At 41.6% G+C, this 15,107-nt stretch carries 8 protein-coding genes; 3 read left to right on the forward strand and 5 right to left on the reverse strand.

Annotated elements, in window-relative coordinates; genetic code table 11:
- Positions 1–205: 205 nt before the first annotated feature.
- Positions 206–2,050, reverse strand: coding sequence for a hypothetical protein (locus BTV98_RS03695; RefSeq protein ID WP_058368586.1), 1,845 nt, complete (start codon positions 2,048–2,050; stop codon positions 206–208).
- A 778-nt stretch (positions 2,051–2,828) separates the two neighbouring features.
- Between BTV98_RS03695 and aceE the strand changes: the two genes are divergently transcribed.
- The gene (gene aceE / locus BTV98_RS03700; protein ID WP_058368587.1) at positions 2,829–5,648 is read left to right on the forward strand and encodes a pyruvate dehydrogenase (acetyl-transferring), homodimeric type; all 2,820 of its coding nucleotides are present in this window, start codon (positions 2,829–2,831) and stop codon (positions 5,646–5,648) included.
- A 51-nt stretch (positions 5,649–5,699) separates the two neighbouring features.
- Positions 5,700–7,475 (forward strand): 2-oxo acid dehydrogenase subunit E2, encoded by a 1,776-nt coding sequence (locus BTV98_RS03705; protein WP_058368588.1) that lies wholly within the window; start codon positions 5,700–5,702, stop codon positions 7,473–7,475.
- Between the two features lie 190 nt (positions 7,476–7,665).
- Here BTV98_RS03705 and BTV98_RS03710 read toward each other — a convergent pair whose 3' ends face one another.
- The gene (locus BTV98_RS03710; RefSeq protein WP_075102910.1) at positions 7,666–8,307 is read right to left on the reverse strand and encodes an OmpW family protein; all 642 of its coding nucleotides are present in this window, start codon (positions 8,305–8,307) and stop codon (positions 7,666–7,668) included.
- Between the two features lie 740 nt (positions 8,308–9,047).
- Here BTV98_RS03710 and BTV98_RS03715 point away from each other — a divergent pair.
- Positions 9,048–10,028: an ion transporter gene (locus BTV98_RS03715; protein WP_075102911.1), complete on the forward strand. Its 981-nt coding sequence runs from the start codon at positions 9,048–9,050 to the stop codon at positions 10,026–10,028.
- A 118-nt stretch (positions 10,029–10,146) separates the two neighbouring features.
- On the opposite strand, the gene BTV98_RS03720 is transcribed toward BTV98_RS03715, so the two are convergent.
- From BTV98_RS03720 to BTV98_RS03730, 3 genes are all read right to left on the reverse strand, one after another.
- On the reverse strand, positions 10,147–10,803 hold the full coding sequence (locus BTV98_RS03720; RefSeq protein WP_058369683.1) for a TerD family protein: 657 nt from the start codon (positions 10,801–10,803) through the stop codon (positions 10,147–10,149).
- 38 nt (positions 10,804–10,841) lie between these two features.
- On the reverse strand, positions 10,842–11,978 hold the full coding sequence (locus tag BTV98_RS03725) for a YafY family protein (protein ID WP_058369684.1): 1,137 nt from the start codon (positions 11,976–11,978) through the stop codon (positions 10,842–10,844).
- Positions 11,979–12,282: 304 nt separating this feature from the next.
- Positions 12,283–14,988 carry an ATP-binding protein gene (locus BTV98_RS03730; RefSeq protein ID WP_075102912.1) on the reverse strand — a complete coding sequence of 902 codons (2,706 nt, stop codon included), beginning with the start codon at positions 14,986–14,988 and terminating at the stop codon, positions 12,283–12,285.
- Positions 14,989–15,107: the final 119 nt, after the last annotated feature.

Below are 15,107 nucleotides of genomic sequence, written 5' to 3' on the forward strand. Positions count from 1 at the left end.
CTTATTAACTATTGTTATATAGCTAATGGAGAATATAAACGGAAATTACCTACAATGCGTCCGAAATCAGATGGGTGGGGTTTTGAACTTGTTAAGCGGTAACGGCTAAAAATCAGCTTTGTTTAAGTATTTATTATCAATCCTATATTTATAGTTCGTTAACCAAAGTGATAAATCTGGCCGAGTTAAATATAGATGCTGCAAACTACTTAGACTGCGTTGAACCGTACTGAGTGTTAAAATAAAAGATACGTTTCTCTCTTTTAGGTAGAGTTGCAGATACAGTCTTGATCGTGCCATTTTGTCCGTTGCTTAGACCATCGCTAAAGACTCCAGCTGCTCGATCTGGAGCTGCTAGTACAGACGTCACTGTAGAATCTGCAGGGTTGCTAGGGTCTTTTCGCTGTAGTATGTCTTGCATGACAAAGTTACGAATAGCAATATTTGCTCGATTGGTTGCAGTGATTTTGTAGGCAATGCACTGACCAGGTCTAATGTCTGTACCGACACCAGTTGCGGAGCTAGAAAGCGGGTTTTTACTGTAAGTTAAGCTGACAAAGTTAGTAAGTTTACAGTCGTTAGCCGCTTGCTCTTTTTCTAGTACTAGGGCAGCATTGTTGGTAATGACTCTACCGAAATCATTGTTTGAATAGCTATAGTTGTTTGCAATTAGCGTAATGCTTCGCTTTTCAGTAGTAGTGCGAATAGGATAAGCTGGACTGGTGTTACTATTACTTTCAATAAGACATACTGAGCCAATACCAGCCAATGTGGTATTAGGCACAGTGATTTGATATTTTCCTATATTGCTACCTGACTGCTCTACAGCTTTTGTGGCATAGACTGTAGTAGTGTTGGTACAGTTAACTAAACTAACGGTACTATCAGCTATCCCAGTTTCTGTAGTATCAAACAATCCATTAAAGTAGAGCGAATTGTTATATGTACCGCTATCTATAATAGCGTTTCTAATGTCTGCCTGAGCGTCGGTAATACCGCCATTGTCATTAAAGACCGTACCTGAAAATGTATAGCTCGCTGGACCGTTGGTAATAGTACAAGTGATCTCATCACCATAAGTAGTACCCGAAATAGTGAATGAGCGGGTTTTGGTAGTCGCATCATATTTCATTGCGGTAGTTGGTATAGTAGTGCCGTTTGTCGTAGCATTAGTACAATTATAAGTGGCGTTATAGTTCGCGATATCGCCAAGCGTAGTCCCATTCATCACTCTTTCAGTAATCGTATATGTTGTGCTTTCTGCTAAATCTATGACGTTGCTGCTACCGTTAGCGATCGTTGTGCCTGTACCCGCAGTTGTAAAGTTATTGCTAGCGATAGAGCCACCAGTTACTTTTATTTCAAATTGGTCGCGTTTGCTGTCTGTATCGTTAATACGATTGCCATTTAGTGCTTTTTGGACAACTAGCTTTGGCGGGGCAAGACAGAAGTAGAAATCTGAGTAGCCTACGATATGTACACCATTAATTTCTCGCTTTGTATTATTATGTTTTAAACTCAAAGCAGTATTAGCAAGATTATAATTCCAACTGGTATCAATGTTACATTCTCCGACCCCGCAGTTTTCGCCCTCTTTTGCCGTTACTATATTATTATTGGTATTAATAGTTTGAAAAATACTATTAAATGTCAATTTTCCATTATTGGTAGATACATCTACTTGCTCAATATAAGGTGTAAAACTGAAAAAATAGTAGTTCACTTTTGTAGAGTCTAGATCTTGTATTTTGTAGCCTGTCTTACTTACAGAACGATTAATACTTATATTTAAAATATGATTAGTTTTTGCACTGGTAGAATTATGAGATAAGTTAAGGGCAGACGAAGTAACACCACTGACGGATCCATAAAATGGTGGTTGACCATAGTCATTGTTTAGATCTACTGCTAGAGGAAAGTTAATGTTAAAGGTTTTATTACCTGTAGCTTCAATGAATGTAAAATCCTTCGTGATACTTCCTGCACTCCAACTTAGAGGTTGAGTTTCTATAGGAGTATGTTTTGGTGGACTTGCGCCTATATAATACATTTTATGTCCAGATGGACAGCTAGCTATTTCGGAAGTTGGGGAAGACTCAAAAAGGTTGAGGTTAGCTACAGATGAGTTACTCACCAACAAAGAAGTTATAAAAGTTATCAACGTCAGTATTCGATATATATAGTGACTGAATGAATAGTTGCTGATTGAACCTAAAAAGCGTTGAACCTGATACATACTATTGTTCCTGAATCGAATATAGAGCTAATTTGTATATTTGTTTATTATTTCTATATATATTACTTAATATCTTATGTTAGAAGATATGTAAAATAGCTTCCATACATATAGCTACCAACGGTTGATTCGATATGATGAGGATTTTTTAGCTATAGGATAAATACAGTTGATGCCTAAGAAAATAGGATGGGGATAGAAGAAATGAAGTGTATATTTCGTTATCATTTTAAAAAAAACTAATCGCTATTTATTTATAAAATACTTGTTATGTTGTCATTTCTCTACAGCCATAAACATTTGCATCATAAGCGCTTATAATAAATACCTATCACTGTTTTATAATCATACATACAGGTATCGTGAGTATGGTTGTTAACTGACGTTAATAATCAAAGAGGTTAGGCAGCCAATATTGTATTTGAGCCTGTTAACCCTTTAATTATAAAGAAAATCATTCGTATAATTGCATGAGACAATAAAATGCTTAAGCGCAGCAAGGACGTCGTAAAGTAAACCATATCTCATTGAACATCATTTAATAACGCCCTACCATAAGGTGGGAATGACTGATATAAAAGGACAAATAAAGATGAATTATTATAAGGATGCTGATAGCACCGAAACGCAAGAATGGTTGGAAGCTTTTGAATCTGTCATCAAGCATGCCGATAAGGATCGGGCGCAGTTCTTACTTAAAGCTTTATACAATATGGCCGTACAAGAAGGGCTACCATTTAACCGTCTAGATACTGCCTACATTAACACGATCGCAGTCGAAGACGAGCCTATGTATCCTGGTGATCTGGCTATCGAGCGTAAGATTCGTGCTTTGATTCGCTACAACGCTTTGGCAATGGTCATGCGTGCAAATAAGAACGATGATGATTTGGGTGGTCATTTGGCGACCTTTGCCTCAAGTGCGACGCTTTATGAAACTGGCTTCAACCATTTTTTCCGCGCTGCTAACGATCACTTCGGTGGTGACATGGTCTACTATCAAGGTCACTCAGCGCCAGGTATCTATGCCCGCTCTTATTTAGAAGGCCGTTTGACAGAAGAGCAGCTTGATAATTTTCGCCGTGAAGTCGGCGGTAAAGGTCTATCAAGTTACCCACACCCATATCTAATGCCGGACTATTGGCAGTTCCCAACTGTATCAATGGGTCTTGGACCTATTATGTCGATCTATCATGCTCACGTACATCGCTACATGGAAAACCGCGGTTTGCTAGAGTCTGAGGGTCGTAAAATTTGGACATTCTTAGGAGATGGGGAGACTGATGAGCCAGAAAGCTTAGGTGCGATCTCGCTTGCCGGTCGCGAAAAGCTCGATAACCTCATATGGGTAATCAACTGTAACCTACAGCGACTCGATGGCCCAGTGCGTGGTAACGGCAAAATTATTCAAGAGCTTGAATCTGTCTTTCGCGGTGCCGGCTGGCGCGTGATTAAAGTCATTTGGGGCGGTAAGTGGGATACGCTACTGGATAAAGATGCAACTGGTGTACTAAAACACCGTATGGAAGAGGTAGTCGATGGTGAATACCAGCTTTATGAAGCACGCCAGCCTGAATTTACCCGCAAAGAATTCTTCGGTAAATATCCAGAGCTTGAAGAGATGGCAAGTGAGCTATCCGATTATGATATTTCGCGCTTAAATCGTGGTGGTCATGACCCAATGAAAGTGTACGCTGCCTTTAGTGAAGCCATGAAAACCAAAGGTCAGCCTACCGTAGTTTTAGTCAAAACAGTTAAAGGTTACGGCCTATCTACCCAAGCGCAAGCGGTCAATAAGTCGCATCAGATCAAAAAGTTGGATCAAGACTCGTTGATGTATTTCCGAGATCGTTTCGAGTTGCCGTTTACGGATGAACAGTTGGAGACCTTACCGTTTTATCGTCCCGAAGAAAACTCACCAGAAATGAAATATCTAAAAGGGCGTCGTGAGGCGTTAGGTGGTCATCTACCAAACCGCCGTAGTGGTCATATTCCGCTTCCTATTCCTGACTTGTCTATCTTTGATCGAGTATTGAAAGGCAGTAACGGTAAAGAGCAATCAACGACGATGGTGTTCGTGCGTTTATTATCAGCGATGTTAAAAAACAAAGACATCCAAGACCGTGTGGTACCTATCGTCCCTGATGAAGCACGTACGTTTGGTCTAGAAGGCATGTTCCGTCAATTGGGTATTTACTCAGCTTCTGGGCAAAAGTATACACCTGAAGACAGCGAAGCTTTGATGGGTTATAAAGAAGCCATCGATGGCCATATGTTAGAAGAAGGCATCAATGAAGCGGGTGCGATGAGTACTTGGATTGCACTAGCAACCAGTTATTCTGTCAACGCCTTACCGATGATTCCGCTATATATTTACTATTCTATGTTTGGTTTCCAACGCGTTGGTGACTTGGCATGGGCAGCTGGTGACTGTCAGGCTCAGGGCTTCTTGTTAGGCGCGACCGCTGGTCGTACTACGCTAAATGGTGAAGGCTTACAGCATCAAGATGGCCATTCACAAATTCTCTTTAACGTCGTGCCCAATTGTGTGACTTATGATCCTTGTTTTGGTTATGAGCTAGCAGTGGTGATGCATGATGGTCTGCGCCGGATGTATGGCGAAGGGGAACGTGTTTTTTATTACTTAACCCTAATGAATGAGAACTACGAGCAACCTGCAATGCCAGAGGGTGTTGAAGAAGGCATCAAACGTGGTATGTACTTGCTTGAAGACAATGGCTCAAACCAAGTTCAGCTGTTAGGTTCTGGTGTTATCTTACGTGAAGTACAAAAAGCATCAAAAATACTAAAAGATGAGTTCAATATTACATCTAACGTGTGGAGTGTGACCAGCTTTAATGAGCTGACTCGTGATGGTATGGCTTGTGATGATTACAACCGTTTGCATCCTATGGAAGAAGAAAAGGTATCATGGGTGACAGAGCAGCTTGCTCCGCATGAAGGTATCGTGGTTGCAGCTACGGACTATATGCGCAATTACTCAGAGCAAATCCGTGGTTGGCTACCGGATAACCGTCCTTATACTACTTTAGGTACAGATGGCTATGGTCGCTCGGATACGCGTGAACAGTTACGTAGTTTCTTTCACGTAGATGCTGCTCATATTGTAGTTGCAACGCTTAAACGCTTAGCTGATGAAGGTGAAGTTGAGATGCGTTTGGTCAAAGATGCTATCTCAAGCTTTGATATCGAAGTAGATCAGCCGCCTGCATGGCAGCAGCAGCCTTATTATGATCATTTCCCAGATGCGCCAGCCCCAGCATCTGATAATGTTAATCCAAACCCTGTACCTGAGTTTGTCGATGAAGATGATGACGAAATTAGCACAGAAGGCCGCGCTGAAGATCAAGCTGATGCCAAATTACTTAATGATGGTGACGTCGAAGAATAATAGCTAAATAATAACTATAAGACGTTGTAATCATAAGACCAGGAGAAAAAAATGGATATTAAAGCCCCCGATTTAGGTGTCGATAGCGCCGAAGTCAGTGAAATTATGGTAGAAGTCGGTGATGTTATCGCTAAAGACGATAATATTATCTTAATAGAATCTGATAAAGCCTCAGTCGAAGTGCCCAGTTCAGCTGCTGGTAAGGTCACTAAGGTGAATGTTGCTGTCGGTGATCAAGTCAGTGAAGGCATGGTACTTATCGAACTCGATAGCGATGCTGATACCGATAGTCAAGATAATAGCCAAGGTGATAGTCAAGGCGCGGATAAAGACAGCGAACAAGCGCCTGCAACTGAAAAGCAAGATGAGCAACAAGCTACTAAGAAAGAAGAGCAAAAAGACGATACAAAACCTGCTGATTCTGACTCATCTAAATCTACTGAGAAGACAGGAAAAGCAACGACTCATGCTTTGCCAGATATGGGTGTTGATGAGGCGCAAGTAGCCGAGATTATGGTCAGTGTTGGTGATGTGGTCAGTGCCGATCAATCAATTTTGCTAATTGAATCTGATAAAGCTTCGGTTGAAGTACCAGCGCCAGAAGACGGCAAAGTTGAGAAAATACTTGTCGAAGCGGGTGATATGGTCGCCAATGGTCAAGACTTCATTGTCATCGTTGGCACTGGTGGCAGTGGCAGTGATGATACTAGCGATGAAGAACAAGCGACTGAAGCGCAAACGCAGCCCAGCTCAGATAATAAAGATGCTAGTTCTGACGCTTCTAGCAAGAGTGCCGCATCATCTGTCAAGCAAACGACTGGTGAGCCCAAGCAAGCTGAGGTAAAGTCGTCTTCTGCGAACGCGCAAGGTGGTAAGCTTACAGAGTCTCAGGTTAATGAGAAGTTAACCGATGTCTATGCAGGTCCTGCAGTACGTAAGCTTGCCCGTCAGTTAGGCGTAGACATTACTCAAGTAAATGGTTCAGCTCTAAATGACCGTATCTTAAAAGAAGACTTGTTTGCGCACGTCAAAGAAAGTTTGAGTACCCAAAAAACTGCACCTGCTAGCGGCAATGTAGTGAGTTCGAGTCTACCAAACTTACCAGACATGAGTAATACCGAGATTTGGGGCGAGACTGAAGTACAAGATCTTAGCCGTCTACAAAAAGTCTCAATTCCGCAGCTCAACTATAATACTTATCTACCTCAAGTGACCCAGTTTGATGTATCAGATATTACGGAAACTGAAAAGTTACGTGGCGAGCTAAAAGGCGGTATGAAAAAAGAAGGCATTGGTCTGACTATCTTAGCCTTTATCGTTAAAGCAACTGCTTACGCGCTTACTCAGCATCCACGCTTTAACAGCCACTTAAGTGATGATAATACGCAAATTATCTTACGTAAAACTGTCAATATGGGTATTGCAGTAGCGACTGATGATGGCTTGATAGTCCCAGTGATTAAAAATGCGCAAGACAAAGGTATCAAGCAGATTGCGATTGAGATTGGTGAGCTGGCTGCAAAAGCGCGTGACAAAAAGCTTAGTACTAAAGATCTGCAAGGTGCTAGCTTTACGATTTCAAGTCAAGGCGTTTTGGGTGGTACGTCGTTTACGCCACTAGTCAACTGGCCACAAGTAGGTATATTAGGCGCCTCTGAAGCAACGATGCAGCCACGCTGGAATGCCGATAAGCAGACCTTTGAGCCACGTCTGATGCTACCATTATCATTATCTTATGATCACCGTGTCATTAATGGTGCTGATGCTGCCGTATTTACGCGCTATGTCGCAAGTTTACTGGCTGATCCACGTCGTATCCTATTGTAAAGCTAGCAGATAATTCATGTAATACTTAAACAAAAAGACTGTCTTTGGATGGTCTTTTTTATACTTGTATGTACTTTATAATCTGTCTTTTATAGCCTACGCTAGTTTTTATTAAATAAGACAAACAAGAAAGCCAGCATAATAGCTGGCTTTCTTATCTAAGGTATTTGGCTTATAGTAGTTGTCTATATTAGAACTGTTTTACAAAAGCAACGCCGTATACCCAAGGGCTGATGTCTACTTCACCAATGTCAGTGCCATTTAAGCTAGCATCGGTTTTGATGTCCATGTAACGCGCATCAATACGGAAAGACTCAGTTGGAGCAAAAGGAATATCTAAGCCAATGTGGCCTGCAACGCCAACACTATCATCAAGATCTAAATCAAAGTCACCAGCAAGAGGAATATAAACTTTTTCTTTAAAGAAAGTCGTATAGTTGACACCAACACCAACGAACGGTTTTACATTCATAGGTAGATTGTAGTCATCAAAGTGATACTGTATAGATAAGGTAGGTGGTAGATGCTGTGTTTTTGCATCAATAGTAGTATCACCAGACTTGAGAGTAATGTCATGATGAAACGGAATCGCTGCTAGTAGTTCGATACCAACGTTGTTAGCAACAAAGTACTCACCGCTTACAGTTGGACGCACATCGCCATCAACGTCAACTGCAAAGTCGCCTAAGGCAGTAGATACTGTGCCGTTGTCGCTTTTTGGGTCAACATAGTGTGCACCGGCAGCAACTGTCCAAGTACCTGCAGGAACTGCAAAAGCAGTAGTCATAGTTAACGCAGCAGCAGTCGCCAAAACTAGGGATTGTAGTTTCATCGGGTGGTTCCTTGAAATAATAGATAATAAAAGGTAAGTATTTAATGAGGGATTACATTAATTACTTATAAGGAATAATCACATTTATTTCATAAAATGTAACTAATCTGTTTCATTATAATACATTTTCATTACTACAAGTAGGGTTATAAAGCGCAATAAGCAAAATACCTGATGTGTGGTAGCAAATTTGTCTTTAGTAGTGCCTAACGTCTCTTATTTTGCAAATATTGTCTAAATTTTATTCACAGAGCTAAGAGTTAAGGTTGGAACAATTACCTATTATTATGCAAATTGTCTATTGTATAAATTATCTGTGGTAACAGATATAAGAGTGTTATAGGCTATACGTGTTGTTTTTAGTGAATATTTTCTATGTCTATTCAATGTAAGTAGGGACATTTTGTAAAGTAATAAAAACTATTAAATTATTTTTGCAAAACACTGTGTGAAAGGGGTGATAATATATTTATGACTGGCTATTGTAGTAACTCTCCTATGCGTTGTACGAACGCATATTCGTTGATTATACTGAATCAAGCTGATAACAGTTGTTCTGAATGCGGGTTATCACTGGTACCTGCGGCAAGCTCAAGTAGTAGCTCTCGTATGGAGCTACAGTTTTTGCATATAAGCTTAGCTATTACCATTTTATTACTACTGGCTTTGATATATATATCGTACGTAAATTTTGTATAACTCATTCATTTAATTACGGTACTCTACCGCATAGGGACGGCATGCTATTCCAATCTATACAGCGCCTGCGTCACTTTGTATATGATGTCTTGCAAAACGAGGATCACGACACTTTATTTAGTCGTTATGTCGATTATTTTTTGATTTTTTTAATCATGACCAATGTCGCAGCAGTGATTGCTGAGTCTGTTGATCAATGGTATTACCCATATCAAGAATATTTTACCTTGTTTGAAAATTTCTCAATTGTGGTGTTCTCTATTGAGTATTTGCTGCGTTTTTGGAGTGTGGCTGAAGCTAAGCCAGATAATACTACTTGGCGTCAGCGTTGGGAGTGGATAAAAAGCCCAACAGCTTTGATTGATTTGATAGCGATCGTTCCTGCGTTTTTAAACTTCTTTGTCAGCTTTGATCTGCGCTTTCTTAGAATCCTACGTTTATTTAGAATCTTAAAGCTCACACGTTATTTTGCCTCGATGCGCATCTTGCTTGTGGTTATTAGTAAAGAAAAGGGCTCATTTCAAGCGGTCATTTTTATTTTAATAATCATGATTGTAACGGCATCTAGCGGTATTTATTTGGTAGAAAACCACGCGCAACCAGAAGAGTTTGAATCGATACCCAAAGCGATGTGGTGGGCTGTGGTGACACTCACAACTGTCGGTTACGGTGATGTGACGCCAATTACCAATGCAGGTAAGATATTAGGGGCGATCATTACTATATTAGGTGTGGGTCTGGCGGCACTGCCAGCAGGTATTTTGGCGACAGGTCTGGCTAATGAGCTTGCACAGCGCCGAGACGAACTTGAGCAACACTTTCGTGAGCAGCTGGTAGACGGTGATTTTGACTTAGTGCAAAATCAAGTGATGATTGATAAAATACGCCGTGAGCTTGGGTTAGACAAAGAGCAAGCACAAGATATCGTGTTACAAGTATTACGTGAGCAAGAGCTTGAGCGCCGCGAACAAGAAGTACGTAAAAAGAATTTTTGTCCTAATTGCGGAGAGCCTTTGGACTAGCGTCAGGCTTTATAAAAAAGGGCGATAAACTAGTGAATAGTTTATCGCCTTTTTTAATTTAAAATACTGTTATTGACTTGAATCTAACATAGCGTTTGTCTTAACATCATTGTGCGCTTCAATTGGTAGCATGCGATGCTGGGATAGGCAAAGCACGCGCCAGTTCATGGGCGACTTGTTGAGCTGCTTTTTGCAAGTCAGTTTCAGAGAGAGGTAGGTTTTGCAAGGTTAAGTGCCAATCATCAACTTCACGGCGCAAACCTGCGACCCAAACTGCACTGCAATCACGCGGCAGTTGTTTTAGGTTGACTTCAAACGCATAGTTACCTTCATCATCGCTTAGATGGACTTCACCAGCCTTTACCTTGCCGAATGGTTCTCCATGGTATGAGCTTGCAAGCAGGCCTATATGACTGATATGAGCTGGTATCTTATCTAGATACAGACGAATCTGTTCTTGATCCATTGGCGCATTATACAACGCTTGCTCACCACGATCTTTGCCATTTAGACTATCGCCTTGATGACGGATAGACTCAGCTTTATCTCGCAGTTGCTTAAACCAGACTATATCACTGATCGTACAATTCTCATCGTATAGTACGCAAGCTATATCGATATCTATTGCGCTTTGACCCTTTTTAAAGCGCTTCATCATACCTTTGGTTTCGGTTTTGGTAAACTCGTAATTCAGCGAAAAAAACAACATATCGGCAGTCAAGCCTAACGTGCTTAAGCTCTCTGAAAGTAACGGTGTTGAGACGGTAGATGACATGGTACTCCTTGTTTATACTCAAATTTTTATTGGTTGATTTATTGCTCGTTATCTGTTGTTTTATCCAACACTACTTGATAAAGAAGCGGCGGTTTGGCGTCTAATAAGCCTTTTCCAAAACCGCGCAGCCACCAAACCAGTTGTGAGGTCAGATTGACAGTCGCATGAATCGTCAAGGTATCGTCGTCATTAAATACCACGATTTGATCATCACTCAGTTTACTTTCGGTCAGGCTTTTGCCAGCTCTTTTGGTAAAGCGCAGTTCAATGGGGGTATTCTTACCCCGCTCAGGTAGCTGACTCAATAAAGGATGGGTAAAGCCCATGCTACCGGCGTCCAGATAGCTGTCTAAGTGAAAGTCATCTGGTGTCACTGCTGTGCTATCTAATATTTCAACACTAGCGAATCGATGTAGCGCAAAGGTGCGGATAATGGCTTTTGGATCATCAGTTCGAGTAGCGAGCAAATAGATAATCACGCCACGTTGAATGATAGCAATAGGGTTTAAGACATACTCACTGGCCTCTGACTTATTACTACGTGTATAACAGGCTTTAATCTGTAGTTGATAAAACAGCGCATGATAAATGTTATCTTTACTGTCCAAGTCAATATGCGGTGCAATCAATGGCTGAGTTGCTGTTTCAATACGTACGCGATCTAACCATGAATGTGTGACTTTGCTGTTTTTAAGCTGTCGCCGCGCCAAATCAAACCATGGGAATAGCTCATCTAAAATAGCTGGCGGAAGTAGCTGAGTAAGATTGGCTTCCACCATATTAAAGGCAACTGCTTGCGATAGGTTCATATGTGGCAAGCTTTGCAATGGAGCATCGTCTTTCCAGCGCCAGCCTTGCGGGTTGGCGTTGTTTTTTTCAATTGGGAAACGTTTGGCCAAAGCGTTCAAATCTCTTTGTACTGTACGTAAGCTAATATCAAACCCAGCAAGCTTGAGCTGCTCATAAATATGTGTCGTGCCCACCCAGCGGTTACGCTGGAGCTGGGATAACACTTGCCATTGCCGCGCAGTAGTCGCCGCTCCATGACGGCTAGCCGCTGTATCGTTCGCTAGATTCTCGGATCCTTCAGTGGCTGATAAAACAGGCTGTTCTGTCTGCTCATCAGGAGCGTTAGAGGTAGAGAGATCTGTTGCATTAGCGTTTTGCGCAGTCATTGAGAGATAACCTATATAGAGTCTGTCATAGTGTCGAATGATTGTTCTTGATTGTCTAGTGTCATACTAACTAGTAACACATTAAGACCTAGTATCAAACTAAGACAGTAACATGTTAAGACATAGCTTGTTTGGCATAAAAGACGTTTATCATCGCAGAAAATAGCTTAAGCGTCTAGAAGGTTTAAGTTTGGCCTTTGAAGATTGTTATTCGATAATTTTACTAGACGTTCTACTAAGAGAGTTTTAGCAAAAAGCATGAGAGCAAGCGATTATCAAAGAGGGCGATACTCGATTTTCGTCATCATTGACCATCATCAACGTTCTCGCTTTTACGCTGTTTTTGTTTATCTTTTTTCTTACGGAGTTTAGACTTACGTTTTTTGTTGGCTTTCTTTTTAGATTCTTTGTCCTCAATAGGCTCACCTATATCTTGATTGTCGTCCCATATCATCAATCGACGCAAGACTTTACCAAATAAGGTATCTTTGCGATAACGACCTTTTTTATTCATTGTATCGATAGGCAAGCCTGTCATCAGTGTCAAGGCTTCACTGATTGTATACACGCCATAAATAGAAAAGCTGCCTGCCTTGACCGCAGCAATAATATCGTCTCGCAACATTAATTGGCTGACATTAGCCATGGGTATTACTACTCCCTGTTGCCCAGTCATACCTTGCTCGCGACAAGCATCAAAAAAACCTGCTATTTTGGCATTAATGCCGCCGACTGCCTGTACTTCACCCAACTGATTCATGGAGCCTGTAATAGCAAAGGATTGGTTGATAGGTACGTTCGCTAAAGCTGAGAGGAGCGCGCAAGCTTCACTGACTGTCGCGCTATCGCCATCAATATGAGCGTAGCTTTGTTCAAAGGCTAAAGAAGCGCTAAAGTTTAGCGCATGATGTTGACTAAATAGCGCACGTAAGTAGCTGGTCATAATCAACATGCCTTTGGCATGTAAACTGCCGCCCAAATCAACATCACGCTCGATATCGAGAATCTCACCAGCACCAATATTGGGTTGAATCAAAGCAGTAAGACGAGCTGGCATACCAAACTCACTATCAGCATAGCTGACGACAGTAAGGGCGTTGACTTGACCGACAGCCTCACCTTGAGTATTGATGAGCTGTTGGCCGTTTTTTAACTCATCCCAGTATAGATCACGCAAATATCCTGAGCGCTCATCCATATCACTGATAGCTTGAGCGACATGACTGGCGTCGACGATGCTTTTTTCGCTCAGACGGGCATGACGGTTCGACTCGTGTAAGAGCTTGATGAGACGATCGCTGTGTAGGCTAAGACGGTCTTGATCTTCAGCTTGTAAGCTTAAATGCTCAAGAAGAGCCGCTTGTGCACTATTATTAAAAGGATATAGATTGGCATAATCGATAATATCCGCCATTTTGGCGACCAACGCCAGCTCATGCTCAGCTGTACGTGTCACATCATCATGGAAATCAGCACGTACTTTGAACACAGCATCAAACTCTGGCTCTAGTTCCAGTAGTTCATAATATAAATCTGCTTCTCCAAGCAAAATTACTTTAACATCAAGATCGATTGGCATCGGAGCTAACGATAAACTGCCTGTTAAAGTGAGCATTTGCTCAAGGCTGGATAGTTTAATTTTTCGTGATTGTAGAGCGCGTTTTAGACCTTGCCAAGCATAGGGGTGCTCAAGTACATGACTGGCTTCAAGGAGTAGGTAACCGCCATTCGCTCGATGTAGTGCGCCAGCTCGTATCATACTGACATCGGTGGTCACTGTGCCCAATTGAGTAATTTGCTCGACATGACCCAACAAATTAAGATGAGTAGGTAAGTCTTCAAATACGACTGGTACGCCGCTCTCAGGCTCATGACTCACCATAACATTGACAGCGTAACGGCTAGGGGTGGTTGCTAGTACAGCAGGAATAAACTCTTCATCATCGCCATTAACGATACGCTCTACATGGGTCACCATATCAGCGAATATCGCATCAAGATAACTGATAACATCTGGAAGCTTAATGAACTGCTCTTGTATGGGAGCAAATAAGGGTTTTAACGCACGGCGAGCAATACTACGATGTAGCGCTTCTATTGCGTCATTCGCCTCATCCTCTAGCTTTTCTAAAGCGATAGTGAGCTGGCTAAGACGCTTTTGCATGTGATTTTTGTGTGTAAAGCCATTCAGCTCAGACTCATAATCACTTTGTGTTGCCGTGTTTTTTGGCTCAGTCGTATCAGTGAACGCAGGTTTAAAGGTAGAAGAAGTCGTTTTATCACTTTCCTCTATAGGCAATTGACTTGGATGCACAAACATCGCTTTATTATCAAATGAGCGAAACGTCAATGCCAAGTCATATTGTTTACCTTCAGCATTTAGGGCGTCGTAAGCAAGGCTCTCTTTTTGGTGCGTGTCATTTTTGATCGCTTCGATCTTGCTTTGATACTGGTCACTACGAAAACGTTGACTAAGGCGTTTTTTTGCCTGTGTCCACAAGTCGCTAACTTGCTGTTGTAATAATACTGCTTGTCCAGCAGGCAATCGTATCGCTAAAGGTGTACGAGGATCGGTAAAATTGTGCACATAGACCCAGTCATCTGGCGTTGGTGCATCCATAGCGATATGCTGCAAAAAACGGCTGATAATGGTACGTTTGCCAAGTCCATTTTCGCCAGCAGCAAAGACGTGATAGCCACTGGCTTTTATATCAAGTGCAGTGTGCAATGCTTTGAGCGCCCGCTTTTGCCCAAAACCAATATCCAAATCAGGCGCAGTACGGGTGTCAGTAGGCAAGATATCAGCAGCACTATAACGCTTCAATTGCTTAGCGGTGATAAGACAGCGCTGATTAACCGCTCTAAATATCGGATGGGGCGATGAGGCATCTTGTTTTTCTTCTGTATTTTTTACTTTTGCTAATATAGGGTCTGTCACAACAGTAGTTGTCGTCATCAATTCATTATCATCCGAAGGTTGCGTTGTACAGGCAGTAGGCTGTTCAGTCATAGGCGTATGGTCAGTCGTTGTATAAGAATTTATAAGGTGAAAGGGATAAGTTGTAATAGCGACATCTTACAAGATGTCTTGATATTTTAAATCGGTCATTGACGTCAATTTTGTATCAT

Origin of the sequence: Psychrobacter sp. Cmf 22.2 (genome assembly GCF_001921745.1) — a bacterium.
In the GTDB taxonomy this organism is placed as follows: Bacteria; Pseudomonadota; Gammaproteobacteria; order Pseudomonadales; family Moraxellaceae; genus Psychrobacter.

What these genes read in the sequence shown, in the direction of transcription:
- BTV98_RS03710 (WP_075102910.1), bottom strand. Translation starts at nt 8,307, where the DNA reads ATGAAACTACAATCCCTAGTTTTGGCGACTGCTGCTGCGTTAACTATG.
- BTV98_RS03730 (WP_075102912.1), bottom strand. Translation starts at nt 14,988, where the DNA reads ATGACTGAACAGCCTACTGCCTGTACAACGCAACCTTCGGATGATAAT.
- BTV98_RS03725 (WP_058369684.1), bottom strand. Translation starts at nt 11,978, where the DNA reads ATGACTGCGCAAAACGCTAATGCAACAGATCTCTCTACCTCTAACGCT.
- BTV98_RS03705 (WP_058368588.1), top strand. Translation starts at nt 5,700, where the DNA reads ATGGATATTAAAGCCCCCGATTTAGGTGTCGATAGCGCCGAAGTCAGT.
- BTV98_RS03715 (WP_075102911.1), top strand. Translation starts at nt 9,048, where the DNA reads ATGCTATTCCAATCTATACAGCGCCTGCGTCACTTTGTATATGATGTC.
- BTV98_RS03720 (WP_058369683.1), bottom strand. Translation starts at nt 10,803, where the DNA reads ATGTCATCTACCGTCTCAACACCGTTACTTTCAGAGAGCTTAAGCACG.
- aceE (WP_058368587.1), top strand. Translation starts at nt 2,829, where the DNA reads ATGAATTATTATAAGGATGCTGATAGCACCGAAACGCAAGAATGGTTG.
- BTV98_RS03695 (WP_058368586.1), bottom strand. Translation starts at nt 2,050, where the DNA reads ATGTATTATATAGGCGCAAGTCCACCAAAACATACTCCTATAGAAACT.